This window comes from Streptomyces gobitricini (assembly GCF_039532985.1).
In the GTDB taxonomy this organism is placed as follows: domain Bacteria; phylum Actinomycetota; class Actinomycetes; order Streptomycetales; family Streptomycetaceae; genus Streptomyces; species Streptomyces gobitricini.
Genome location: NZ_BAAASR010000018.1, coordinates 577,837 through 601,721 on the forward strand (window position 1 = coordinate 577,837; position 23,885 = coordinate 601,721).

General features: G+C 74.2%; 16 protein-coding genes. 3 read left to right on the plus strand and 13 right to left on the minus strand.

Annotated elements, in window-relative coordinates; translation table 11 throughout:
• Positions 1-30 precede the first annotated feature (30 nt).
• From ABD347_RS17980 to ABD347_RS18015, 8 genes are all read right to left on the minus strand, one after another.
• Positions 31-1,248, minus strand: coding sequence for an ATP-grasp domain-containing protein (locus ABD347_RS17980; protein WP_344362316.1), 1,218 nt, complete (start codon positions 1,246-1,248; stop codon positions 31-33).
• Positions 1,245-4,142, minus strand: a complete 2,898-nt coding sequence (locus tag ABD347_RS17985; protein ID WP_344362319.1) for an amino acid adenylation domain-containing protein — start codon at positions 4,140-4,142, stop codon at positions 1,245-1,247. Before ABD347_RS17985 ends, ABD347_RS17980 begins: the two co-directional genes overlap by 4 nt.
• Positions 4,139-5,029: an SDR family oxidoreductase gene (locus ABD347_RS17990; protein WP_344362321.1), complete on the minus strand. Its 891-nt coding sequence runs from the start codon at positions 5,027-5,029 to the stop codon at positions 4,139-4,141. The genes ABD347_RS17985 and ABD347_RS17990 overlap by 4 nt, the downstream gene beginning before the upstream one ends.
• On the minus strand, positions 5,026-5,742 hold the full coding sequence (locus ABD347_RS17995) for a thioesterase II family protein (protein WP_344362322.1): 717 nt from the start codon (positions 5,740-5,742) through the stop codon (positions 5,026-5,028). Before ABD347_RS17995 ends, ABD347_RS17990 begins: the two co-directional genes overlap by 4 nt.
• A gap of 1 nt (position 5,743) precedes the next feature.
• Entirely contained in the window at positions 5,744-10,780 is a 5,037-nt protein-coding gene (locus tag ABD347_RS18000; RefSeq protein WP_344362324.1) for an amino acid adenylation domain-containing protein, read from the minus strand.
• 71 nt (positions 10,781-10,851) lie between these two features.
• On the minus strand, positions 10,852-14,706 hold the full coding sequence (locus ABD347_RS18005) for an amino acid adenylation domain-containing protein (protein WP_344362327.1): 3,855 nt from the start codon (positions 14,704-14,706) through the stop codon (positions 10,852-10,854).
• Positions 14,663-15,934, minus strand: coding sequence for an MFS transporter (locus ABD347_RS18010; RefSeq protein ID WP_344362328.1), 1,272 nt, complete (start codon positions 15,932-15,934; stop codon positions 14,663-14,665). The genes ABD347_RS18005 and ABD347_RS18010 overlap by 44 nt, the downstream gene beginning before the upstream one ends.
• A gap of 751 nt (positions 15,935-16,685) precedes the next feature.
• On the minus strand, positions 16,686-18,008 hold the full coding sequence (locus ABD347_RS18015; RefSeq protein WP_344362330.1) for an FAD-dependent monooxygenase: 1,323 nt from the start codon (positions 18,006-18,008) through the stop codon (positions 16,686-16,688).
• Positions 18,009-18,136: 128 nt separating this feature from the next.
• Here ABD347_RS18015 and ABD347_RS18020 point away from each other — a divergent pair, with 128 nt between their 5' ends.
• Positions 18,137-18,307, plus strand: coding sequence for a DUF6131 family protein (locus ABD347_RS18020; protein ID WP_344362422.1), 171 nt, complete (start codon positions 18,137-18,139; stop codon positions 18,305-18,307).
• 98 nt (positions 18,308-18,405) lie between these two features.
• Here the strand turns inward: ABD347_RS18020 and ABD347_RS18025 are convergent, their stop codons facing one another.
• The 4 genes from ABD347_RS18025 to ABD347_RS18040 all read right to left on the minus strand — a co-directional run bounded on the left by ABD347_RS18025 (position 18,406) and on the right by ABD347_RS18040 (position 21,384).
• On the minus strand, positions 18,406-18,543 hold the full coding sequence (locus tag ABD347_RS18025; protein WP_344362333.1) for a hypothetical protein: 138 nt from the start codon (positions 18,541-18,543) through the stop codon (positions 18,406-18,408).
• Between the two features lie 115 nt (positions 18,544-18,658).
• The gene (locus ABD347_RS18030) at positions 18,659-19,228 is read right to left on the minus strand and encodes a DoxX family protein (RefSeq protein ID WP_344362335.1); all 570 of its coding nucleotides are present in this window, start codon (positions 19,226-19,228) and stop codon (positions 18,659-18,661) included.
• 228 nt (positions 19,229-19,456) lie between these two features.
• The gene (locus tag ABD347_RS18035; protein ID WP_344362338.1) at positions 19,457-19,945 is read right to left on the minus strand and encodes a hypothetical protein; all 489 of its coding nucleotides are present in this window, start codon (positions 19,943-19,945) and stop codon (positions 19,457-19,459) included.
• The gene (locus ABD347_RS18040; RefSeq protein WP_344362340.1) at positions 19,942-21,384 is read right to left on the minus strand and encodes a WGR domain-containing protein; all 1,443 of its coding nucleotides are present in this window, start codon (positions 21,382-21,384) and stop codon (positions 19,942-19,944) included. Before ABD347_RS18040 ends, ABD347_RS18035 begins: the two co-directional genes overlap by 4 nt.
• A 127-nt stretch (positions 21,385-21,511) precedes the next feature.
• On the opposite strand from ABD347_RS18040, the gene ABD347_RS18045 reads away from it, so the two are divergent.
• Complete coding sequence (locus ABD347_RS18045) at positions 21,512-22,165, plus strand: class I SAM-dependent DNA methyltransferase (protein ID WP_344362342.1); 654 nt, start codon at positions 21,512-21,514, stop codon at positions 22,163-22,165.
• A 118-nt stretch (positions 22,166-22,283) separates the two neighbouring features.
• Positions 22,284-23,048: a peptidoglycan recognition protein family protein gene (locus ABD347_RS18050; RefSeq protein ID WP_344362343.1), complete on the plus strand. Its 765-nt coding sequence runs from the start codon at positions 22,284-22,286 to the stop codon at positions 23,046-23,048.
• 309 nt (positions 23,049-23,357) lie between these two features.
• Here ABD347_RS18050 and ABD347_RS18055 read toward each other — a convergent pair.
• On the minus strand, positions 23,358-23,885 hold a 528-nt coding region (locus tag ABD347_RS18055), incomplete at its 5' end, for a CAP domain-containing protein (RefSeq protein ID WP_344362345.1).

Genomic DNA, 23,885 nt, shown 5'->3' on the forward strand with positions numbered 1-23,885 from the left:
GCTCCCGGGGGGCCGGGGCCCGGGCGCGTGTCACAGCGGGCGGAGCACCTCCAGACCGATCGCGGGCGAGGCCTTGTCGAGGTCGGCCAGGCACCCTTCGCGGGTGTCGCCGACGACGGTCACCAGGGCGTGCCGGCCGGCGACATGGCCGTGCGGCGGCAGCCGCAGTTCCTGGCCCGGGAGGGCGACGGCCAGCGCGGAGACCACGCCGGGGGGCAGCGCCGCGTGGTCGATCACCACCTGGCGGGCGATGCAGTCCGCCTCCGGGTAGTGGAAGCGGACGGCCGCCACGCGGTGCCGGTCCGGCCGGACGTCGGGCTCGTCGCCGCAGGCCACGCGGGCGGCGACCAGCGCGGCGTCGACACCGAGGGCGAGCCGGCCGATGTCCGGGATGCGGTCGCCGCCGATCCGGGCGTTGATCTCCACGACCTTGGGTCCGTCGGCGGTCAGCCGCAGTTCGGTGTGGGTCCAGCCGGTGGTGAAGCCGACGGCCCCGTGGGCACCGGTCAGCACGTCCCGCACGCGCCGGTCGTCCATCAGCGGATCGCGGCCGTCGACGAGGTGGCCGACCTCCTCGAAGTACGGCGGATAGCCGCAGTCCTTGCGGGCCACGAAGGCGAGCGACATCCGGCCCCGGTACCAGGCCGCGTCCACGCTGATCTCGGGGCCGTCGAGGTACTCCTCGACCAGGACGTCCCCGGGGGCCACCTCCACGGCGCCGGGCGCGGTCGCCGCGCGGGCCAGCCGGAACCGGCTCGCCAGCAGGTGGGCGGACTCCACCTTCACCACGCCCGTACTGGCGTTCAGCGCCCGGGGTTTGAGGACCAGCGGGTAGCCCACGCGGGCGGCGGCGGCACGCGCCTGCGGGAGGGAGGTGACGGGCACCGACTCGGCCTGCGGCACTCCGGCGGCGCGGAGGGCCTCGCGGGTGGCCCGTTTGTCACGGCACCGCAGTACGGCTTCGGGCGGGCTGCCCGGCAGGTCGAGCAGCCGGGCGAGCCGGGCGGTCTGCACGACCCTGGTGTCGTCCCAGGTGATGACCCCGGCGCAGCCCAGTCCCCGGGCGGCGGCCGCCAGCGCGGCCGGGTCGGCGGTGTCCAGGACGGTGTGTCCGGTGAGGTACGGCGCCTCCCAGGTGGGCGCGCGGTCGGCGAGCAGGTGGACGTCGTACTCGTCGGCCACCGAGCGCAGCAGGTACTCGCGGTAGGCCTGCGAGCCCGCGCCGACGAGCGCCAGGGGTCTCCTCACGTGTGTGCCTCCGTCCCGTCGAGGTAGGCCGCCAGGGCCCGTACCGTGCGGTGCTGGTAGAGCCGCGGCAGGGGGAAGACGGGCATCGCGGCGTCCCGGAGGGCGGCCAGCAGCCGTACGGCGAGCAGCGAGTTGCCGCCCAGGCCGAAGAAGTCGTCGTCCGGTCCGACGCGGAAGCCGAACACCCTCTCCCACACACCTCGCAGCCGGCTCTCCAGGTCCCCGGCCTCCTCGTCCGCCGGGCTCGGCGTGCTCTGCCCACCGCCGAGGAGCGGTTCGGGCAGCCGAGCGGTGTCGATCTTTCCATTGGGGGTGAGCGGGAGGGCGGGGAGCGCGGTGACCGTCGAAGGCACCATGTGCTCCGGCAGGAACCGTGCCGCGTGCCGCCGCACCTCCTCCGTGCCCGCCGGGGGCGCGGTGCCGCACGGCTCGCCGTCCTCGCCGCGCAGCACCACGTAGGCGTCCAGCCGGGCGCCGGCCGCGTCGCCGGGTGTCCGCCGCAGCACCACGGCGGCCGCCGCGACCGCCGGCGCCTCCAGCAGCCGGGCCCGGATCTCGTCCGGCTCGATGCGGAACCCGCGCAGCTTCACCTGGTTGTCGAGCCGCCCCAGGTGCTCCAGCCTGCCGTCGGGCAGGAGCCGGCCCCGGTCGCCGCTGCGGTACATGGGGCCGGGGGCGTACGGGTCGGGCACGAAGCGCCGTTCGGTCAGCTCCGGCCGGTTGAGGTACTGTCCGGCCACCCCGGCCCCTCCGACGTGGATCTCGCCGGCGGCACCCGGGGGCAGTTCGCGGCCCTCGGGATCGAGCACGTAGACGTGCCAGCCGGGCAGCGGATGCCCGACCGACCGCGAACCGGTGAGCGCCTCGCGGCGGGTGACGGTCTGGGCGGTGACGTGCACGGTGGTCTCGGTGATGCCGAACATGTTGACCAGGCGGCACCGCGACGCCGGGTGCCGGTCCAGCCAGGACCGCAGCGGGCCGGTGTCCAGCGGCTCGCCGCCGAAGACCACCAGGCGCACCGAGTCCGTCACCGGTTCGGCGCGGTCGGCCTCCATCAGCTGGGCGAACGCGCTCGGGGTCTGGCTGAGGACGGTCACCCGCTCGTCGGCCAGCAGCCGGGCGAACCGCTGGGGGTCCCGGGACGCCCAGTAGGGCACGACCACGAGTTTGCCGCCGGTCGTCAGGCACCCCCAGATCTCCCAGACGGAGAAGTCGAAGGCGCTGGAGTGGAAGAGGGTCCACACGTCGTTGCCGCCCAGGGCGAAGTCCTCCCGGGTCGCGTCCATGAGGGCCGCCACGTTGCGGTGCGGGACGACGACGCCCTTGGGGCGGCCCGTGGAGCCGGAGGTGTAGATGACGTAGGCGGCGCCGTCGGCCGAGAGCGACCCGGGCGCGGGCAGGTCGTCCGGGGCCTCCCCGGCGAGGGAACCGGGGCGTACGGTCCGGACCCCCTCCAGGGCGGGGAACGCCTCGGACTCCGTGACGACCAGGTCCAGTTCGGCGTCCTCGGTCATGTACGCCAGCCGGTCCGCCGGGTAGGCGGGGTCCATCGGAACGTACGCGGCCCCCGTCACGAGCACCCCGAGCAGGACCACCACGAGGTCGGCCGTGCGGTCCAGGCAGACGCCCACCCGGTCCCCCGGTGCGACGCCGAGCGCCCGCAGCGAGCGGGCGATGCGGTCCGCCCGCTCATCGAGCTGACGGTAGGTGAGGTCTTCGCCGTCGTACGTCAGGGCCGTCGCGTCCGGGGTCCGCTCGGCCCAGGAGCGTACGGTCTGCTCGATGCGGGCGCCCGGCGCGCCGGGTGCCGTGGGCGTGCGTCCGAGGCCGCCGAGGACGGCCAGGCGGCGCCGCTGCTCGTCGTCGAAGAGCGGAACGTCGGCCAGCGGGGTGTCCGGGCGGGCGGTGACCAGTGCCCGGTGGGCGGTGACGAGCATGCCGGTGAGCCACTCCACGGCGGCGTCACCGAAGACGGAGCGCCGGTGGTGGCAGACGCCGGACAGGACGGTGGAGCCGTCGTCGGTCACGTGCACCGACAGGGGGTGGAGCGGGGCCAGGAACGGCCTGGTCGCGATGGTCTCGGCCTTGAGCCCCTCGCCGGTGAGCACCTCGGCCGGCTCCGTGACGTACAGTCCGGCCACCGGGGCGCGGGAGGGCGCCGGGCGGGCGTGCCGGACCTGGTCCAGGTACTCCCCCACCGTGGCGGCCGGTCCGGCCGTGAACGTGACGCTGTGCTCCGCATCCACGCCCAGCTCAACCTCGGGGCCGCCGGTGCAGCGGACCAGGACCAGCCCGAGCGCCGCCGCGGCCGTGACCGCCGTCGGCACGTCGCCGTGGACGGGCAGGGTGAAGGCGCGGGCGCCCGCCGTGGTCGCGCCGGGCTCGCCGAGTCCCCAGTCGGGGGCGGGCGCCCGGTCGAGCCTGGCCACACCCTCCCGCAGCCGCCCGGCCACGTCCTCGCTGAGCCGCCCGGCCACGTCCTCCGGCCCGGGGGACGGCGCGGTGACCGGCGCGGTGACCGGCCCAGGGGGCGCCGCGGGGGGTCCCAGCAGCAGCGCGCGGGCCAGCTCGTACGGGGCGACCGGCACCGCCCGGTGGGCGACGACGACGAGGTCGGCGGCCCCGTCGGCGTACCGCAGCAGGACGGCCCGCAGGCCGGGCCCCGTCGCCGGGTCGGCGGGGCGGCTCAGTTCGCGTTCGCGCGAGCGGGCCGCGGCGGGGGACTCCGCGCCCTCGGGCACGTCCTGCACCCACAGCCGGGTCGTGGTGGTGCCGGTGAGCGGCGCCAGGTCGCGGCCCAGCCGCTCGGGATCGGCGCCGCCGTGCACGCGCAGGGCGACGGCGCGGCACAACCGGCCCGCGGTGGACGGGTCGTGGAGGTGGTCGTCGGTCATCGGCTGGTGAACCCTCCGTCCACGGTGACCGTCGAGCCGGTCACCTGCCGGGACTCGTCGGACGCGAGCCAGAGCGCGGCGCCCGCCACGTCGTCCGGCTCGATGAGCCGGTTCATCGGCTGGGCGGCCACGAAGGTCTGCTCGTGCTCCTCGACGGGCACGTCGAGGGACCGAGCGATCTCGCTGAGCATCCGTCCCTCGGCCGCCTCGTCGTCGCGCACCGAGCCGGGGCACAGCGCGTTCACCCGTACCCCGAACGGCGCGAGGTCCAGCGCGGCGGCCTTGGTCAGACCGACCAGCGCGTGTTTGGCGGTGACGTACCCCGCGAAGTGGCGGTAGCCGACGAGTCCGGCGGTCGAGGCGACGTTGACGACGCTGCCCGAGCGCTGCCGGGTCATCGCGCCGCCGACGGCCCGGATCATGCGCCAGGCGCCGGAGACGTCGACGTCGAGCATCAGGTCCCACTCGTCGGGCGTGATGTCGTGCACCGTCTTGCCCGAGGGCGCGGCGATCCCGGCGTTGTTGAGCAGGACGTCGATTCTGCCGAACCGGTCGAGGGCCGTCTCCACGACCGCGCGTACGTCCTCGGTGTCCCGGACGTCCGCCGGCGCGGTGACGACGACACAGCCGCCTCCCTGCTCGCGGCAGAGGAGCGCGGTGTGGGCCAGCTGGTCGGCCGTGCCCAGGGGGTAGGGCACCCCGGGCAGGTCCCGGCCGATGTCGGTGAGGAGCAGGTCGGCTCCGGCGCGGGCGTACGCCACGGCGCACGCCCGGCCGATGCCGCGCGCGGCGCCGGTGACCACGGCGGTCTTCCCGGCGAGCCGGCCGGGCGGGTGCCCGGCGGGTGCGGGAGGTGTGCCGGGTGCCGTCGGGGCGGGTGTCGTCATCGTCTCACCGCCAGTCCGGCCAGCTCCGCGTCGAGCAGGCGCATCAGGCCGTCGGGCGACTCGACCACGTACATGTGCCCGCCGGGCAGCTCGGCGTGGTGGTACCCGGCCGTGGTCGCCGCCTCCCACTCCGCCGCCTCGTCGGGTGAGACGAGCTCGTCGTGGTCGCCGCGTACCGAGACGACGGGAACCGGCAGGGGCTTGCCGGACGGCGCCCGGTAGTTCTCGTGCATCTCCACGTCGGCGCGGAGCGGCGGCAGGAGCATCTCCCGCAGGTCGGGGTGTTCCAGCGCCGGGTGGGTGTACCCGGCGAACTCCCGCACCTGCGACAGGAACGCCTCGTCCGTGAGGCCGGTGGCCCTGGTGCGGCGCTGCGTCCACGGTCCGGGCGAGCCGCTGACGATGAGTTTCACCACCTCGGGCCGGCCCGGCGCGCACAGCCGGTGGGCCATCTCGTAGGCCAGGACGGCGCCGAGGCTGTGGCCGAACAGGGCGACGGCCGGGCTGCCGGCGATCCGGTCGAGCACGGACGGCAGCAGGTCGTCGACGGCCGTGACGACATCGGTGTGCAGCGGCTCGCCGAAGCGCTCCTCACGGCCGGGGAGCTGGACGGGGGTGATGAGCACCGTGTCGCTGCCGTACTCCTGGCAGCGGCGGTACACGGAGGCGCCGGCACCGGCGAAGGGGAAGCACAGGACGGGTATCTGCTGCATGTCAGCCCTCCATCTCGGTCGTGGCCGCCCACGCCCGCTCGATCAGTTCGCCGGTACCGGCGGGGTTTCCTCGTACGAAGTAGTGGCCGCCGGATGCCAGTCGCCCGAAGCGCACGTCCTCGGCGAGCAGTTCCCAGGAGCGGTAGGCGTCGGCGGCGTGGGTGAGGCCCCGGTCGTCGTCGGCGACGACGACCGTGAACGGCGCTTCGATCCGCCGGTCGGTGTGCTGCTCGGTGCGCCGCTCGGTGCGTCCGATGAAGTAGCGGTAGCCCTCGCACACGTCGTGCCGGAACAGGTCGCCGAGGAAGGACGTGTAGCGGTGGTCGAGGCCGTCCAGTTCGCCGTAGCCGGTCTCCTCGACCATGTACCTGATGATCTCCTCGTCGCTCCAGCCGTCGATCATGGCGATGGACTCGCGCATGTCCGGGACGGGCGGCAGCAGCTTGGACCCGATGAAGACGTGCCGGAGGTCGAAGCCGCGCTCCTCCAGGACGCGGGCCAGCTCGACGGTCACGGCGGCGCCACCGCAGTGGCCCCACAGGATCAGCGGCAGGTCGGCCCGCCGCTCGATCTCGTCGACGATCCGCGCCGCCGTCTCGGTGACGTCGGTGAACCCGCCCCGGCGTTCGGGGCTGTGGCCCGGCTGTTCGACGCCGTACACCACGAGGTCCGGGGTCAGCTTCTCGATCGCCTCGGCGAGCGGTTTGAAGTTGACCGGGTGGCCGCAGGGGTACGGGACGCAGATCACCGCTCCGAGGGCCGCCTCGGCGGGGGCGCCGGTCAGCCGCTGGAGCAGCTCGCCGCCCTCCTGGCCGGTGCCCTCCTCCCGCGCCGAGCGGTGGTCCACCAGGGCGGCCAGCTCGTCGAGGCGCGAGGTGCGGGTGAGGTCGGAGAGGGTGACCAGGCCGTCGAGTTCCAGGACGACGCGGAGCGCCGACAGGGAGTTCCCGCCGAGTGCGAAGAAGTCGCCGTCGCGCGCGAGGGCGGAGGGCGGGGTGCCGAGGACGTTCGCCCACGCCTCTCGGATGCGGGTGACGGTGGCCTCGGACGCGCTGCCGGCGGTGGTGGCGGAGGACGTCGCCTCGGCGGCGGGGCCGGGGGCGCGGCCCAGCAGGGCGAGGTCCTCGGCGGCGAGGAGGGCGTGGGCGTCGTGCGGGGCGTCCGGCTCAGCGGCCATCAGCTCCAGTACCCGGACGAAGTAGCCGCCGATGCGGTCGATCTGCGCCTCGTCGTACAGGTGGGTGTGGAAGTGCAGGCAGAGCTGGAGCTCGTCGTCGGAGAAGTGCCGGGAGAACTCCGTGCGGAACGGGAACTCCGTCTCCGAGTCCACCCGCATGTCCAGCATCGAGAACTCGGGGAGCTTCTTGAGGTTCTGGAGCAGGTAGAAGTGCGTGAAGTTGAACGTGGTGCTGAACAGGGCGCGCTGGGTGGCCAGGTCCTGCTTCATCCGGGCCATGGGGTAGCGCCGGTGCGGCAGGAGGTCGAGTTCGGCGCGGTACACCCGGCGGATCAGGTCGGCCCAGCTCCCGCCGGCGAGGTCCACCTGGAACGGGACGGTGTTGAGGTGCAGGCCGAGGGTGGTCTCCGCGCCCGGCAGCTCGGGCCGGCCGCTGTGCTCGTAGCCGGTCATCACGGTGTCCTGTCCGGACACCAGGGCGAGGACCTTCATGTGGGCGGCGAGCAGCACGTCCTTGAAGGGTACGGACAGGGCGTCGGCGGTCGCCTCGACGCGCCGCGTCAGCCCGGCCGGCAGGGGGACGTCCCGCAGGACGACACGGAAGTCGTCGGTGGGCTCGGCGCCGGGGCGGGGCGGGACGTCGGCCGGGTGCGGGTCCTGGAGCACCCTCAGCCAGAAGTCGCGTGACCGCGGGGAGCGCAGGGCCTCGGTCTCCAGCCCGACGAAGTTGCGCAGGTGGTTGTCGACGGGCGGGCGGGAGGTGTCCCGGCCCTCGCGGAGCTGGTGGTACAGCTCGAACAGCTGGGTGTGCAACAGGGAGATGGACCAGCCGTCCAGGGCCGAGTTGTGCTGGCTGACCGTGTAGCGGAAGAGGTCGTCGCGGAGCACCTGGACGTGGAGGGTGACCAGTCCGCCCTCCTCCCACACGAAGCGGCGGGCCTTCTCCTTCGCCAGCCACTCCTGGTGCCAGGCCTCCTGCTCCGCCGCGTCGAGGTGGCGCAGGTCGGCGACGGTCAGCGGGGGCTCGACCTCCCGGTGCACGATCTGCAGGAACTCGCTGTAGCCGGTGAGGTGGTAGGTGGTGCGCAGGATCGGGTGGCGGGCGGTGAGCCGGCGTACGGCCTCGGTGAAGGCCTCGGTGTCGAAGGTGCCGGTGATCGAGTGGCTCAGCACGTCGTGGTACTGACCGAGGCCGCCGGTGATCTCGGTCTGGAAGATCAGCCCGGCCTGGAGCATGGAGAGCGGGTACGCGTCCTCGGCGTCCTCCGGCAGCAGCGCCCGGTCGGCGTCGCCGATCAGCTCGAAGGGCGTGAACGCGCCCCGGGCGGCGACGTCCGCCTCGGCCGTCGCGGTCCCGTCCGCGTCCTCGATGCAGCGGGCCAGCCGGGCGACGGTCTGGTGCCGGAAGAGCTGCTGGAAGGTGAACTCCAGCCCTGCCGCACGCGCCTTGGCGAGGACGGGGACGAAGTGGATGGAGTTGCCGCCGAGGGCGAAGAAGTTGTCGTTCACGCCGATCCGGTCGCGTCCGAGGACCTCGCGCCAGATCTCCGCGAGGGTCTTCTCGTGCTCGGTGCGCGGGGCGACGTGGCCCGGTGCCTTCGGGCGCAGCGCGTCGGGGCCGCGGAGGGCCGCGCGGTCCAGCTTGCCGTTGGGTGTCAGGGGCAGCTCGTCGAGGGCGAGGACCCGGCCGGGCACCATGTAGGCGGGCAGCGCCTCCCGCAGGTGGTCCTTGAGCGCGCTCTCGGCGGGCGGTTCCCCGGCCGGTACGACGAAGGCCCGCAGCGAGGACGTCAGGCCGTCGTCGACGGCGACCACCGCGGCGTCCCGGACGTCCGGGTGGGCGCGCAGCCGCTCCTCGATCTCGCCCGGTTCGACGCGGAAGCCGCGCACCTTCACCTGGAGGTCGACGCGTCCCAGGTAGTCGAGGGTGCCGTCGGGCAGCCACCGGGCCAGGTCGCCGGTGCGGTAGAGGCGCTCCTCGCCCACCGCGGAGCCGTCGGTGAACCTCTCGGCGGTCAGTTCCGGTCTGCCGAGGTAGCCGCGGGCCAGGCCGACGCCGGCCACGTGGAGTTCCCCGGGCATGCCCACCGGGCAGGGGTGGCCCCGGCGGTCGAGGACGTGCATCCGGATGTTGTCGATCGGCCGGCCGATGGGCAGCCGGGCACGGCGGGCCGCCCCGTCGAGGCCGGTGACGGGCTGGTGGGTGACGTCGACGGTCGCCTCGGTGGGACCGTAGAGGTTGATCAGCCGGGCGTCCGGGAGCAGGTCGGCGAAGTGCGCCGCCTGGGCGGGGGTGAGGGCCTCGCCGCTGGCGAACACCTGGCGCAGGGTGTTGGTCCTGGAGGCGTCGCCGAACCGGTCGAGGTGCCCGAGGAACATGCTGAGCATCGACGGCACGAAGTGCAGGGTCGTCACGGAGTGCCGGTCGAGTGCGGCGAGCACCTCGGCGGGGTCCTTCTCGGCGCCGGGCGCGGGCAGCGCGAGGGCCGCCCCGGCGAGGGACCACCAGAACAGTTCCCAGACGGAGACGTCGAAGGAGACGGAGGTCTTCTGCAGGATGACGTCGCCGGGCCCGAGGGGGTAGGCGTGTTGCATCCAGGTCAGCCGGTTGACCGCGCTGCGGTGTGCCACCTGTACGCCCTTGGGCCGGCCCGTGGAGCCGGAGGTGTAGATGACGTAGGCGGTGTCCTCGGCGCCGCCGTCGGGGGCGACCGGGCCGTCGGCGTCCGCGTACGCGGCGGTGCTCTCCAGGTCGAGCGCCGGGGTGTCGCCGAGGAGGGCGGTGAAGCGGGTCTGGGTGAGCGCGAGCCGGGCCCCGCTGTCGGCGAGGAGGAAGTCGATCCGGGCCCGCGGGTAGGAGGGGTCGACGGGCAGGTAGGCGCCGCCCGCCTTCACCACGGCGAGCAGGCCCGTCATCATCGCGGGTGAGCGCTCCGCGACCAGGGCGACGACGGTGCCGGGGCCGACACCGAGCCCGCGCAGGGTGTGCGCGAGCCGATTGGAGCGGGCGTCGAGTTCGCCGTACGTCACGGTGCCGGCGTCGGTGAGGAGGGCGGGCGCGCCGGGGGTGCGGGCGGCCTGCGCGGAGAACAGGCCGTGCAGGGTGGCGTCCCGGTCGAAGGGCCGGTCGGTGGCGTTGCTCGCCTCGATGACCGCCGCGTCCTCGTCCGTCCACAGCCACAGGTCGGTGACCTGCCGGTCGGGTTCCGAGGTGGCGAGGTCCAGCAGGAGGGCGTAGTGGGTGGCGATGCGGCGTACGGAGTCCTCGGCGTGGCGGTCGGTGTCGTACGTGACGGTGACGACGAGACCGTCGTCCTCTCGGGAGACGGTGAACCGGGTGGCGGCGGGCGTGGCGTAGCCGGGGTCGTGGAAGCCGGCGAGTTCGACGGCGGTGTCGAAGGCGTCGGCACGGCCGAGTTCGGCGGCGAGCGCGGCGACGTCGCAGTCCTGGTGGCGCTCGGCCTCCCGGACGGCGGAGGCGACCCGGGCCAGCAGCTCGCGCAGGGTGCCGGTGGGGGCGGTGCGCAGCAGGAGCGGCCCGCCGGCGTGGGCGGGGGCGGCGCCCCGGGTCGGCTGGGCGACGACGACGTCCTCCTGGCCGGTGTAGCGGCCGACGAGGGCGATGAGCACGGCGGCCAGCACGACGTGGAGTCGCTCCGGCCGTTCGCGGCTGACGCGGTCGAGCCGGGCGGTCAGTCCGGGGCCGAGGCGCACGGCGTGGGTGGCGGTGGTCATGGGCCCGCGGTCCGCCGTCGGGCGGAAGTCGGGCAGGAAGCCGGAGGTCTCCGTGAGCGAGGCCAGCTGGGATCGCCAGTGGGCGTCCTGCGCGGAGGGTGCTGCGTCGGGGTGGTGCGACGGCATGGGTGTCTCCTGGATCGAGCTACGAGTGAGTGCGTGACGGGGGCGGTGCGTGTGCGTCGGGCCGTGAGCAGTCAGAGATCGAAGTCGTCGGGATCGAAGCCGCGGGGAGTGGGCGGAAGGAGGGCGCCCACGGGGGTGTCCGGGTCGGTGGTCGAGGTGTCGAGCAGTGCGGTGAAGGTGTCGCGCCAGGTCTCGACCGTGTCGCGGCGCAGCAGGCCGGTGGCGTACTGCCAGGCGACGCGCAGGCCGCCGGGGGTTTCGTGGATCTGCATGTTGAGGTCGAAGACGGCCTGTCCGGTCTGCTCCAGGCGCAGCGGTACGCGGGTGCCCTCGAAGTCGACGGAGAGGTAGCGCCCGCTGTGCAGGGCGAGGAGCGCGTCGAACAGCGGGGTGCGGCTGTAGTCCCGCCCGGGGGCCGCCCGGGCCACCACCTCCTCGAACGGGAAGTCCTGGTGGGCGGAGGCGTCCTCGGCGGCTCTGCCGGTGCGGCGCAGGAAGGCGCCGTACGGCAGTACGGGGTCGGCGTCGAGACGCAGGACGACGGTGTTGGCGAACATGCCCACGGTGCGGTGCAGCCCGGGGACCGTCCGGCCGGACACCGGGGTGCCGAGCGTGATGTCGGGCGTGCCCTTGAGCCCGGACAGGAGCAGGGCGTACGCGGACGCCAGTACGGCGAACGGCGTGACGTCGTGCGCACGGGCCACCGCGTGGATCCGGTCGGTCCGTTCGCGCCCCAGGCCGAAGGCGAGGACGTCGCCGTCGAGCCGGCGCAGCGCCGGCCGCGGGTGGTCGGTGGGCAGGTCCGCCGGGTCGACCGGCTTGGCGAACACCTCCTCCCAGTGGGGGGCCTGGGCCTCGCGGGCCGCGGTGGCGTCGCGCCCCGTGAGCCACACCGCGTAGTCCCGGTACCGGCGGGTGGGCGGGGCGGGTTCGCCGCCCGCGTACAGCAGCGCCAGGTCCTCCAGGAGGGGGGTGAGGGAGAAGCCGTCCACGATGATGTGGTGCAGGTCCATCCGCAGCCGTACGCCCTGCTCCGTGCGGTGCGCCTCGGCACGCCACAGTGGTGCGCGCGCCAGGTCGAAGGGGCGGACGAACGCGCCGGGCGGCGTGGCGTCGCGGGGGTCGGCGACGACCCGTACCGGCGCGTCCGCGTGGTCCTCGACGCGCTGGCGGACCTCGCCGCCCTCGACGGTGAACCGGGTGCGCAGCGCCTCGTGGTACGCCGGGAGGCGCCGCAGGGCGTCCGCGAGCCGGGCCGGGTCGGTGCCGGCGGGCAGATCGAGCGTGACGGGCACGTTGTAGTGCACGGCCCGGTCGTCCTTGATCTGCTCCAGGTAGATCTGCCGTTGCTGCGGAGTCAGCGGGTAGCTCTCCGCGTCGGGTGCGGCCGGGATGCGGGCCGCCGCGGTCGCGGTGGAGTCCCGCAGCAGGGCGGCGAGCCGGGCGGGCGTACCGCTGCGCAGTACCGCTCGCGCCGGGCAGTGACGTCCCAGCCGCTCCTGCGCCCCGGCGGCGATCAGTGTCGCGGTGAGCGAGTCGGCGCCCAGGTCGCGCAGGTCGTGGCCGGTCCCGATGCCGCTCATGCCGAGGGCGGCTTCGGCCAGTTCGACGATCGTGCGCTCGGTGTCGTCGGCGGGCGCGGTGTACGCGGTCCCGGCGAGCAGGGGGGAGCCGTCGGGGTCGGGCAGCCGGCCGCGGTCCACCTTGCCGGTGTGGGTGAGCGGCAGCCGCTCCAGGGGCACCAGGTGGGCCGGGACCATGTGGCCGGGGAGTATCCGGGCGAGGTGGCCGCGCAGTTCGTCCGGCCCGGGCGGCCGGGCGCCCGCGTAGTAGCCGCACAGCCGCAGGTCGCCGCGGCCCGGGCGGGGCCGTGCCGTGACGACGGCCTCGGCGACCCGTGGGTGGCCGAGCATCGCCTTCTCGACCTCGGCGGGTTCGATGCGGAACCCGCGGATCTTGACCTGGTGGTCGCGCCGCCCGAGGAAGTCGATCACGCCGTCGGGGCGCAGGCGCGCGAGGTCACCACTGCGGTACATACGGCCGCCGGGGACGAAGGGGTCCTCGGTGAACCGCTCGGCGGTCAGCTCCGGCCGGCCCAGGTAGCCGCGGGCGACACCCGCCCCGCCCAGGCACAGTTCGCCGGGCACGCCGACCGGGCACAGGCGTCCCGCCTCGTCGAGGACGTATGCCGTGGAGTTGGCGATCGGCCGGCCGATGGGAACGCGGCGGCCGTCCAGGTCGCGGTGGGTGACGCGGTGGGTGAGGGAGAACGTGGTGTTCTCCGTGGGCCCGTACCCGTTGACCAGGGTGAGTTCCGGGCACGCGTCGAGGGCTTTCGCGATGTGGGGCGGGGACAGGGCGTCGCCGCCGACGACGAGTTCCCGCAGAGACCGGAAGGCTTTCGCGTCCTGCTCCACCAGCTGGTTGAAGAGCGGAGAGGTCAGCCACATGGCGGTGATCCGCGCGGCGCTCAATTCCCGTCCCAGTTCATGGGCGTTGAGGACGACGTCGCGGTCCACCATATGAAGGCTTCCGCCGTTCAGCAGCGGGCCCCATATTTCGAAGGTGCTGGCGTCGAAGGCGACGGAACCGGTGGGCAGCGTTCTGAGTTCCGGTCCGAAGCGTACGTAATCCGTCCCCTTGACCAGCCGGACCACATTGCGGTGCGTCACCTGGACGCCTTTCGGCCTGCCCGTGGTGCCGGAGGTGTAGCAGATGTAGGCCAGGTCGTCGGCGGTCGCCGGCACGGCCGGGGCCCGCACGGCCGAGGCCTGCGCGGTCGGGGCCTGCACGGGGCCGCGCGGCATGCCGGGGGCGTGCGGGTCGGGGGTGTGCGGGTCGGGGGCACCGGGGCGGTCCTGGGCATGCGGGTCGTGGGCGCCGGGGTGGTCCTGGGCGTCCGCGCCCCGGGCATCCACGGTCAGGACCGTGCCGTCGAAGGGCAGGTCCGCCGGGTGGCCGGGGCCGGTGACCAGCACCCGTACCGAGGAGTCGGCCAGCAGCCACCCGGTGCGCTCGGCCGGGTGGTCCGGCTCCAGCGGGAGGTAGGCGGCCCCGGCGCGGAGGATGCCCAGTGCCGCGACGACCAGCTCGGGGCCGTGCGTCGCGCGAAGCCCCACCCGGTCGCCGGTGCGGACGCCGCAGGTGCGCAGCGCGGCCGCCAGGCGTGCCGATCGCCGGTCGAGTCCGCGGTAGTCCATCCGCCCGCCGGACCAGGTGACGGCGGTCGCCTCCGGGGTACGCCGGGCCTGCTCGGCAAACAGTGCGTGGACCGTCGACGCGTCCGGCCAGGGAACGGCCGTGTCGTTGAAGGTGCCGAGGATCAGCTCCCGTTCGCCCTCCGCCAGCAGGTCCGCTTCACCGACGGGCGCGTCGGGCCGGCGGGCCAGGAACTCCCGGACGCGCAGCAGGTGCGCGCCGAAGCGTTCCATCGTGGCGGGTTCGAAGAGCGACGAGCGGTACATGAGGCGGGCCCGGTCCCCGTCGCGGACCAGGAGGAGTTCGCACGCCGCGTCGGGGGCCGTCGCCGTGGCGTGCTCCGCGTGGTCCGCGTACCGCACGGCGGTGCCGGTCGGGGGCCCGGTGGGCGCCGGCGCGGCGCATCGGGTCAGCAGGGTGGCGCCCGGTTCCGCCGGGTCCACGGACAGGGCCAGGGCTCCGCGGCCCGTGTCGACGAGGAACCGGCGGCGGCCGGTGTACCGGTGCAACAGGACGGCGTAGGCGGCGAGGAGCAGGGCGCCCTCGTGCGCGCCGGCTCCTTGGCGCGGCGGGGCGGTCGTGGTTCGCGGGGCCGGCAGGTCGAGGGTGTGGGTCCGGAAGGGGGCCGTGCGGCTGTCGAGGGCGCGGGGGTGATCGGTGATGAGCAGGAGGGGATCGTCGGCGTCAGGAGCCGGAAGGGACGGTGTCGCTCTTGGGCTGCTGGTCATCGGCGGCGGTCACCCCCAATCTGAACGGGGTGCGGCGGAAGAGGACGACCGTCAGGACACCGGGCGCGGCGGCGAGCGCGGCCACGGCGAGGATCAGTTCGGTGTAGTGGCTGCCGGTGAGCAGCAGGCCTCCGAACGCGGAACCGGCGGGCAGGGCGCCGGCCATCACCGTGCGCATCAGCGTCATGGCGCGGCCGCGCATCTCGTTGGGCACCCGGGTCATCCGGACCACGCCGCCGAGCACGGTCATGGGCGCCGACAGGATGCCGTTGAGCGCGAGGCCGAGCAGGATCCACGGGAGGGCGGTCGGGATGAGGAGGAACAGGACGGCGCCGGACAGGAGTTGGAAGACGCCGATGCGCAGCATCTGTTTCTCCGAGGTCCGTACGGCGCCGGAGACCAGCGAGCCGATGAGTTCGCCCGCCGCCATCACGGCCAGCATCAGGCCCAGTACGCCGGGCCCGCTGCCGAACTCGAACTTCGCGAGCCACGGCAGGGCGACGACCAGGGCGCCGGCCGAGACGTTGAAGGCGGCGAACGAGAGCGTGAGCACGAGCAGGAAGCGGTCGCGGACGATGAGTCGGAAGACCGGTGCCCAGCCGGGCCGCCGTGGGGCGTCACCGGTGGTGTCCGCCGGTTCGGGGCGGCCCATCGGGGCCTTGATCCTGCTGATGAGGAAGGCGAAGACGAGGTAGGTCGCGGCGTCCAGCAACAGGACGCTGGGGGCGCCGAGGACGGTGATCAGACCCGCGCCGATGGCGGGGCCCAGGACGTTGGCCGCGCCCATGGCGGTGGCTTCCAGGCCCGAGGCCGCCTGGAGCTTGTCGGCGGGCACCAGCTCGGGCAGTACGGCGGGCGTGCCGGCCAGCGGAATGATCTTCAGCAGGCCGTACACCAGCGCCACGACGTAGAGGTGCCAGACGTGCAGGGAGTCCATGAAGGCGAGGAGCGGGATCAGCGCGACGACCACGCCGCGGAAGACCGAGTCGTAGATGAAGAGTTTGCGCCGGGAGAACCGGTCGAGAAGCGGGCCGACGACGGCCCCACCGGCGATCACCGGGAGAGTGAGGCAGACACCCAGGATTCCGAGTCCGGCGGCCCCGGCTTCCTCCACCGTGATCCAGGCGAGGGCGGCGTAGGTGGCCCCGTCGCCGAGCAGGTTGAGCACCAGAGCCGACCAGAGCAACCGGTAGTCACCGATGCGCAGGATGGCCAGATATGCTTTCACGTTCCACACCGTTCAGTAGGCCGAGATGGGCAAGCGAAGCCAGCGGATGGCATGAAATGCGCCAACGCCGCGATGGGTGTGCGAATTCGGAAGACACCAGGGCGCGACGCGCCGGGATGCGCGCGGGCATGGGTCGAGAACCCTGGTGTTCTGCGTGTGCGACCTGTTAGACGTGCTCGTTTCCGGCCCTCGGATCCGGAATCCCCCGTGCGAGTGTCCTCAAGAAGTGCCCCCACCCCCCGTAATGCGGGCTGCCGGAGCAGCGCGCAATTTCCGCCGCTCGTTCTAACAGTTCGTACGAAACGCGTCAACGATGCCGGAGATGAGCGGAATGGCTTGTTCTGGAGCTTGAGTTCACCGTGCCGGTCGGCATCACCGAGCGGTGGACGCAGGGGGCGGGGAGGCTCCCCCGACTCGGTGGACCGCCGCGACGGTTCGGCCGGAGAGCGGTCGGCGCCCTGGGGGCGCCGGGACGCGGCGGGCTGGTCACGGTGAACGTCGCCGACGGGTACGTCGGTGCCATCGCCGCGCGGCGCGTACGCGGTGGGAGGGAGTCCCGGCGGCGCCCGGCCCGGCCGGCCGGGCGGCCCCGCGGCGGGGCACGGAGGGCGGCGCGGACGGCCGGGCGGTCCGGGTCCCGCCGGAGACCCGCTCTTTCCGGTCATGATCACGTCATGATTTGTTCACCGGCCGGGCGTGAACCGACGGTTTTCCCGCACTTCGCGCCGGCGCGGCGACCGACCGCGCGGGGCTACCGCCGGCCGTGGAGAGCCCTGGCCAGCGCGGGGCCCAGGCGGCGCTTGAGGGTGCGCAGCGCTTCGACGCGCCCGGCCGCCCGGTCGATCCGGTAGTACAACTGGGGCGGGACGTACGGCAGCAGCGGGGAGTGCCGCTGGCCGAGCAGGGCGAACATCCGCGGGGGCTCCAGGCTCATGTAGCGCGGCAGGTTCTCGTACCACCGGGCGCTGTAGCGGGCCGCGCTCTGGGCGGGCACCAGGGCGGTCCGGCGCTCCCGCTCGTAGCGGGCGAGGGCGGGCCGGAGGTGCGGGGTGCCGTGCAGGGCGTCGGCCAGGGCGATGGCGTCCTCCAGGGCCAGGGTGGTGCCCGCGCCGATCGAGTAGTGGGTGGTGTGGGCGGCGTCGCCCAGGAGGACGAGATTGCCCCGGGACCAGGTCCTGTTGGTCACCGTGCGGAAGTTCAGCCAGCGCGCACCGCCGTCGGGGTTGGGGTGGCCGATCAGCGGGTGGCCGTCGAGCGGCTCGGCGAAGAGGCGCCGCAGCAGGGCGAGACTGTCGGCGTGGCTCGCCCGGTCGAGACCGAGACCCGTCCAGGTGGCGGGCGAGCACTCCACGACGCAGGTGCTCCGGTTCTCGCCGTACCGGTAGCCGTAGCACCAGATCCAGCCGTGCGCCGTCTCGACGAAGGCGAAGGTGAAGGCGTCGAAGACCTTGGTGGTGCCGAGCCAGATGTACCTGTTGCGGCCGGTGGTGACGCGGGTGCCGAAGTGAGCCGCGTGGCGGGCACGGAGCCGGCTGTTGGCCCCGTCGCCCGCGACCACCAGATCGGCGGCGCGGAACGGCTCGGCGGCCGACGGCCCGGGGAGGGCAGGCCGGGGGAAGGACGGTCCGGGGAAGGCCGGATCCGCGCCGGTCGGGTCGACCGTGTCGGTCAGGCCGGTCGAGCCGGTCGGGTGGGTCACGCCGGTCGCATCCGAGACCGGGTGCCCGAACTCGAGGCGTACGCCCAGGGATTCGGCCCGGCGCGCGAGAATGTCGAGCATGGCATGGCGGCCGATGCCGAACCCCTGGTCACCGTGGTGCACGGTCGAGCGGTCACGGACGTACGCCACACCGTCGCTCCACCGGACCGAGGTGTCGGCGATGGCGTCCGCGGAGACCGGGTCGTGGCGGCGCAGCGCGTCGAGCAGGCCCGCCCAGTAGGTGACTCCCCAGCCGTACGTCGAGCCTGCCGGATCACGCTCATAGACCGTGATGTCGTGGGACGGGTCCCGCAGCTTCATCAGGATCGAGAAGTACAGGCCGGCGGGCCCACCGCCGACACAGGCGATCTTCACGCACACTCCCCTGGACGTCACACGATGGCCGGTCGACCACGAAACGTAGCAGCCCGCCGGGCGATTAGAGGTGATTTGGGCGGTTTGGCCACGCTGTGACAGGGGAGACGGTGTGTAGTGGGACTCTCCTGATCGGAGGCGTCATGATCATCTTGGGTCTTGTCCTGCTCATCATCGGCCTGGTCGCCGGAATCAACATTCTGTGGACCATCGGTGTCATCCTGCTTGTCATCGGCGCGGTCCTGTGGATCCTGGGCGCGGTGGGGCACGCGGTCGGCGGACGGCGGCACTATTGGTGACCCTCAGCCCCCGTCAGGCCGGGCCGGTCGCGTCCGTCCGCCCGCCGGGTGACCGGAGAGACAGGTCGGACCACCGGCACGGACCGGGAGCGAGCCGCTCAGGCGGCCCCGCCGGTGGCACCGGCCCCGCCGCCGCTGCCGTCACCGGCTTCGGCGGCTTCGGCGCCTTGCTCCATGGCTCGCTTGCCCACCACGGCCGCCGCTGACAGGGCGCTGACGACGAACGCCGCCGCCACCGTCCAGGGCTGGTCGAAGCGGTGACCCCGTCAGGCCGGGCCGGTCGCGTCCGTCCGCCCGCCGGGTGACCGGAGAGACAGGTCGGACCACCGGCACGGACCGGGAGCGAGCCGCTCAGGCGGCCCCGCCGGTGGCACCGGCCCCGCCGCCGCTGCCGTCACCGGCTTCGGCGGCTTCGGCGCCTTGCTCCATGGCTCGCTTGCCCACCACGGCCGCCGCTGACAGGGCGCTGACGACGAACGCCGCCGCCACCGTCCAGGGCTGGTCGAAGCGGTGACGGGTGGCGTGATCCACCGAGTACCGGCCGGCGCCGGTGACGCCGATGGCGGCCGCCGTGAAGCCGAGGAAGGCCGGATACTCGAAGCCCCCGGACTGGTTGAAGAACCCGGCCGGGGCATGCACCGCCACCGCACCCGCCATCGCGCCGGCCGCGGCCGCCCCGGCGGCGGGGGTGGCGAACCCCAGCATGAGCAGTGCCCCGCCGCCCGCCTCACCGAGCCCCGCCGCGACGGCACTCCGGCGTCCCGGCCGGAAGCCCATCGCCTCCATCGCCTTGGACGTGCCTTCCAGGCCGCCCCCGCCGAACCAGCCCAGCAGCTTCTGGGTCCCGTGCGCGGCGAGCACCGCTCCCGTGCCGACGCGCAGGACGAGCAGGCCGAGATCGCGTCGGTTGATGGCGTTCATGGGGGCTCCCGGGCGGGACGGAGTCGGATACCTACCGTTCCACTCTCACCCCGTGGCGCGTCCGACGGCGGTGGTGGTGCGCCGTCCGGGTGAGTGGCCGCGCGGCCCCCCGTGCTCCGCCCCGCCCTTCAGCGGGCGGCCGCCACCGGAGCGCCGGTCCGCCACCGGGCGAACCCACCGGGCGCACGGACCCCACCGGGAGGGAGCCTCCCATCGGGAGCAAGCCCCTCACCGGCCGGCCGGCCCGCCGCCGGGCAGCGACTCCACCTCCAGGAAGCGGCGCTTGCGCGGGCCCCGGTACAGCAAGGCCTCCCAGCCAAGACGGCCCAGTACCCTGGCGCACTCGCCGAGGGCGCTCTCCTCGTCCTGGGCCGCCCCGCCCCCCGGTGGGCCCACCCATTCGACCCGTACCGCCCCCGTCCCCTCCCCCGGGCCCACGCGGTACCCCGTCGCCACGCGTCGCCCCTCCCCGTCGACGGCCGAGGGCGCGATCCCAGCCGCCTCCAGCGCCAGGGCCACCGCCCTGACCGGCCGGTTGCGCTCCCACACCGCCGGCACCGCGGCCGGTTCACCGCCGGCCGTGCCGGTCAGACGCCGGATCTGCAACAACCCCTCGAACGCCACCCGCACCTCGGCCGCCCTGCGCTCCGCCGCCCCGGCCGTCGCCGGCAGAGCGGGCCCGTCCCCCGTCGCCGCCTCGAACCCCGCGTCCGTCACAGCAGCCTCCTGATGTCACCCCGCACCCGGTAGAAGCCCCCCGACGCGGCGTGCAGCGCGTCCACGACGTACCGCGCGCCCGGCTCCCGTATCGCGCGGGGGAACTGGACGTTCCACGAGCGCTGGTAGCCGTCCGACACCACGTGCACGCGCGTCCGGCCGCCCTCCTGGACGCACTCCACGACCACCGCTCCGGCGGGCGCGGCCGTCACGGCCGTCACCGAGGCGACCGCGGTGGCCGGCGCGTACGTGGGCAGCGCGGCGGCGAGCTTCACGTCCCGGGCGACCGGCACGGTGCCCTGCTGGGCGGCCGTGACCGCCGCCTCGCTCGCGTCCACGCACACCAGCGAGCCGTCCGTGGTGACCAGGTAGAGCCGGTCCTCGTGGTACTGCATCGACAGTGCCGAGCCGCCTCCCGTGCCCAGCTTCCACAGGCGGGTGCCGTCCCGGTCGAAGCAGTACACCGACGACGCGGCGTCCCCGGCGAACACGAACCGGCCGCCGGGCGAGGTGGCGCACGAGTACACCGCGCTGTCACAGGTGTACGTCGCCTCCAGCGCGCCATCGGCCTTGGAGAGCCTCTGCACCACCCGGTGCCCCGTGCCGGCGTACACCGCGTCGGCCTCCTGCCAGCCGAACAGCACCGAACCCCTGGTGGGCGTGTGCCACAACTCGCCGCCGCCGTCCGGGGCGTAGGCCGTCACGCCCCGGGAATGGCCGTGGTAGACGGCGCGGTCGTCGGCGCGCACCATCCAGGCGTGCTCGCCACGGCCGCCGCGCGCCCACTGGTGCTCGTCCTCGTGGTCGATCACCGTGAGGCGTCCGCCGCGGTCCGCGACGTTCAGCACGCCCTCGTGGATGTCCAGCCAGAAGATGTCCACGTCCGCGGCGATGTCGTACGCCGCGAACGGCAGCTTCGACGACAGGTCGTACACCCGGCCGTCGTCGCAGCCCGCGTAGATCCAGAAGTCGTCGGCGACCAGGCACTTGACGCCGTCGGGCAGGCTGTACCGGGCGAGGACCTCACCGGCGTGGTCCAGGGTGTACACGTCCCCGGACTGGTTGCCGACCCAGCAGCGGTCGCCGTCGACGTGGATGCCGAACGCCGACGACCCCGTACGGAACCGCCACAGCACCGGCGCCACCGCCCGCGCGGTGGACGGCGCGGAGGAGACCTGACGCCGTGTGACCGCCCGGGGCGCGCGCTGCCCCGGCACCGCCGGCGCGTACCCCTTGCGCACCTTCTCGCCCAGCTTCCTCGCCGCGGCGGCCTGTGCCTTCTGCGGGGTCGCGAACGTCGACGTCTGGGTCTGTCCGGCGGCGCCGATCCGTCCGTAGCGCACGGACACCACCTGGCCCGCCACCGTTACCTCGTAGAACTTGTGCGCCCCGCCGCCGTCCTGTGACAGCTCCAGATACGTCGTCGACGTCGTCGACATGGCAGACCCCTCCCCGGGACGGATCCCGCGGCCTGTTCCGCGAGTCCCACTTCCTGAACGGTAGGAGGCACTACTGACAATCGCCCCGCGACGACGGCCGGTCCGACGGCCACTAGGGTCGTCGTCCATGACCGAGCCACGCCTCCTGCGCGACACCCGTGCGTCCTACGACGCCATGGCCCCCGATTACGAGGAGTACGTCCGGGGCGACCTCGACGCCAAGCCGCTGGACCGCGCGATGCTCGCCGCCTTCGCCGGGGGTGTGCGAAGCACCGGCGGCGGGCGGGTCGCCGACGTCGGATGCGGCACCGGCCGGGTGGCGGCCCATCTGAGCTCCCTCGGGCTGGACGTCTTCGGCGTCGACCTCTCGCCCGGCATGCTGGCGGTCGCCAGGAACGCGTACCCGGACCTGCGCTTCCACGAGGGCTCGATGACCGACCTGGACCTACCGGACGGCGCGCTCGGGGGCCTCGTCGCCTGGTACTCCCTCATCCACGTCGAACCGGAGCATGTGCCGGGCGTGCTCGCGGAGTTCCACCGGGTGCTCGCCCCCGGCGGCCGCCTGCTGCTCGCCTTCCAGGTCGGTGACGAGCCCCTGCGGCTGACCGAGGCGTTCGGCCGCGCCGTCGCGCTCGACTTCCACCGGTGGTCCCCGGACCGGCTCGCCGGGTTGCTGATGGAGGCCGGGTTCGGCGTGGAGGCACGGCTGCTGCGCGAGGCGTACGCGACGGAGAGCACACCGCAGGCCTGCCTGCTGGCCCGCAAGCCGGCCGGGACGTAACCACTCGGAGCAGTCCGGCGGGCGCGGGAGCCGGCGCCCGGGGACGATGGCGGTGACGGCCCGGCCGGCGGTGGGCGCGGGCGCCCCGCGGCCGCGTGCCACGAGCGGAGGGTGGAGCATGCAGTTGACGCGGAGGCGCCGGTACCGAAGCGCCGCCGCGCTGGCGGTGCTCGTGCTCCTCGCGGCCACGTCACTGTGGCTCAACCCCTCCGGGGCGCTGCTGGGCAGCGCCACGTCGCCGCCGGAGCGCGGGCGGACGGAGCAGGTCCGCCACCAGGGCCCGCGGCCCGCCATCGTGCCGCGCCGGGCCTGGCACGCGGACAGCGTGGACACCGCGCCCGACGCACGCTACGCCCCGTCCGTTAAGGCCGCCGTCATCCACCACACCAGCACCCCGAACGGCTACGACTGCGCGACCGTGCCGGACACGCTGCGCGACCTGTACGCGGGGCACGCCTACGGCAGGCAGTGGGACGACATCGGCTACAACTTCCTCGTCGACGCGTGCGGCACCATCTACGAGGGCCGGGCGGGCGGGGTCGGCCGACCCGTGATCGGGGCACACACCAAGGGGTTCAACGAGGGGACGGTCGGCATCGCCGCGATCGGGACCTTCCCGCACGGCGAGACGGTGCCGGAGCCGATGCTGGACGCCATCGCGCGGCTGGTCGCCTGGAAGCTCGGGCCCCGGGGCCCCGACCCGCGCGGCAGCGTCACCCTGGTGTCCACGAACGACGAGGCACGCTTCCCGAAGGGGACGAAGGCGGTGCTGCCGGTGGTCGGCGGCCACTCGGACGGCTACCCCACGCGCTGTCCGGGCGCCGCCCTGTACGCGAAGCTGCCGGACATCGGCGCGCGGGCGGCCCGGCTCCAGCGACGGTGAGCGCCGCCGACGGCGCAACGCCGTTACCCACCCGCCTGTTCGCAGGACCGGGCACGCGCCGGACCGCATGCAGCGCCGGTGAGCGCGCGCCCGCCTCCAGCACGGCACGCGCCCAGCCGCGTCAAGCCCCGGGTACCCACCCGGCCCCAACCGGCCCCGGGCGAGAGCGCTCCCGCATCCAGCACCAGGCACACGCCCCACCGCAACCAGCCCCGAGTACACGCGCCACCGCACACAGCGCCGGTGAGTTCGCGTCACCCGCCCCGGGCAGGTGCTCCACCACGACCGCCCCGCGGCGGGGCCGGCGGGTCAGCCCGCAGCCGCGAAGTTCTGGACCCACCAGGGGCCGTTGGAGCGGAGGTTCACCCCCACGCCGATGTCCTTGAACGCGCAGTTCACGATGTTCTTGCGGTGCTCCGAGCTGGCCATCCAGTCCCGCACGGCACGGGCGGCGTTCCGGGGCCCGCGGTGGATGTTCTCCCCCCAGGTGCGCCAGTCGTAGCCCGCCGCCGCCATCCGGTCGCCCGCGTCGCGCCCCTCGGGGTTGTCGTGCGCGTAGTAGCCACGCGCGGCCATGTCGTCGGCGTGCCCCTGCGCGGCGCTCCGGAGGCGGCTGTCGCGGCGCAGGGGCCGGCAGCCGGCCTTCGCGCGCTCGGCGTCGACCAGAGCGAGGACCCGCTCGGCGTACTCGGCGGCCGCGGCCACCGCCGAGGCCCCCACCACCGGGGCGCCCACCGCCGGGGCCCCCACCACCGGAGCGCCGCCCGCACGGGGCGTGCCGGTCTCCCCGCCCGATCCCGGCTCGGCCCCCGCCACCCGCCGGGCCGCACCGGCGGC

What these genes read in the sequence shown, in the direction of transcription:
- ABD347_RS17985 (WP_344362319.1), bottom strand. Translation starts at nt 4,142, where the DNA reads ATGACCGACGACCACCTCCACGACCCGTCCACCGCGGGCCGGTTGTGC.
- ABD347_RS17990 (WP_344362321.1), bottom strand. Translation starts at nt 5,029, where the DNA reads ATGACGACACCCGCCCCGACGGCACCCGGCACACCTCCCGCACCCGCC.
- ABD347_RS17995 (WP_344362322.1), bottom strand. Translation starts at nt 5,742, where the DNA reads ATGCAGCAGATACCCGTCCTGTGCTTCCCCTTCGCCGGTGCCGGCGCC.
- ABD347_RS18000 (WP_344362324.1), bottom strand. Translation starts at nt 10,780, where the DNA reads ATGCCGTCGCACCACCCCGACGCAGCACCCTCCGCGCAGGACGCCCAC.
- ABD347_RS18005 (WP_344362327.1), bottom strand. Translation starts at nt 14,706, where the DNA reads ATGACCAGCAGCCCAAGAGCGACACCGTCCCTTCCGGCTCCTGACGCC.
- ABD347_RS18030 (WP_344362335.1), bottom strand. Translation starts at nt 19,228, where the DNA reads ATGAACGCCATCAACCGACGCGATCTCGGCCTGCTCGTCCTGCGCGTC.
- ABD347_RS18040 (WP_344362340.1), bottom strand. Translation starts at nt 21,384, where the DNA reads ATGTCGACGACGTCGACGACGTATCTGGAGCTGTCACAGGACGGCGGC.
- ABD347_RS18045 (WP_344362342.1), top strand. Translation starts at nt 21,512, where the DNA reads ATGACCGAGCCACGCCTCCTGCGCGACACCCGTGCGTCCTACGACGCC.
- ABD347_RS18050 (WP_344362343.1), top strand. Translation starts at nt 22,284, where the DNA reads ATGCAGTTGACGCGGAGGCGCCGGTACCGAAGCGCCGCCGCGCTGGCG.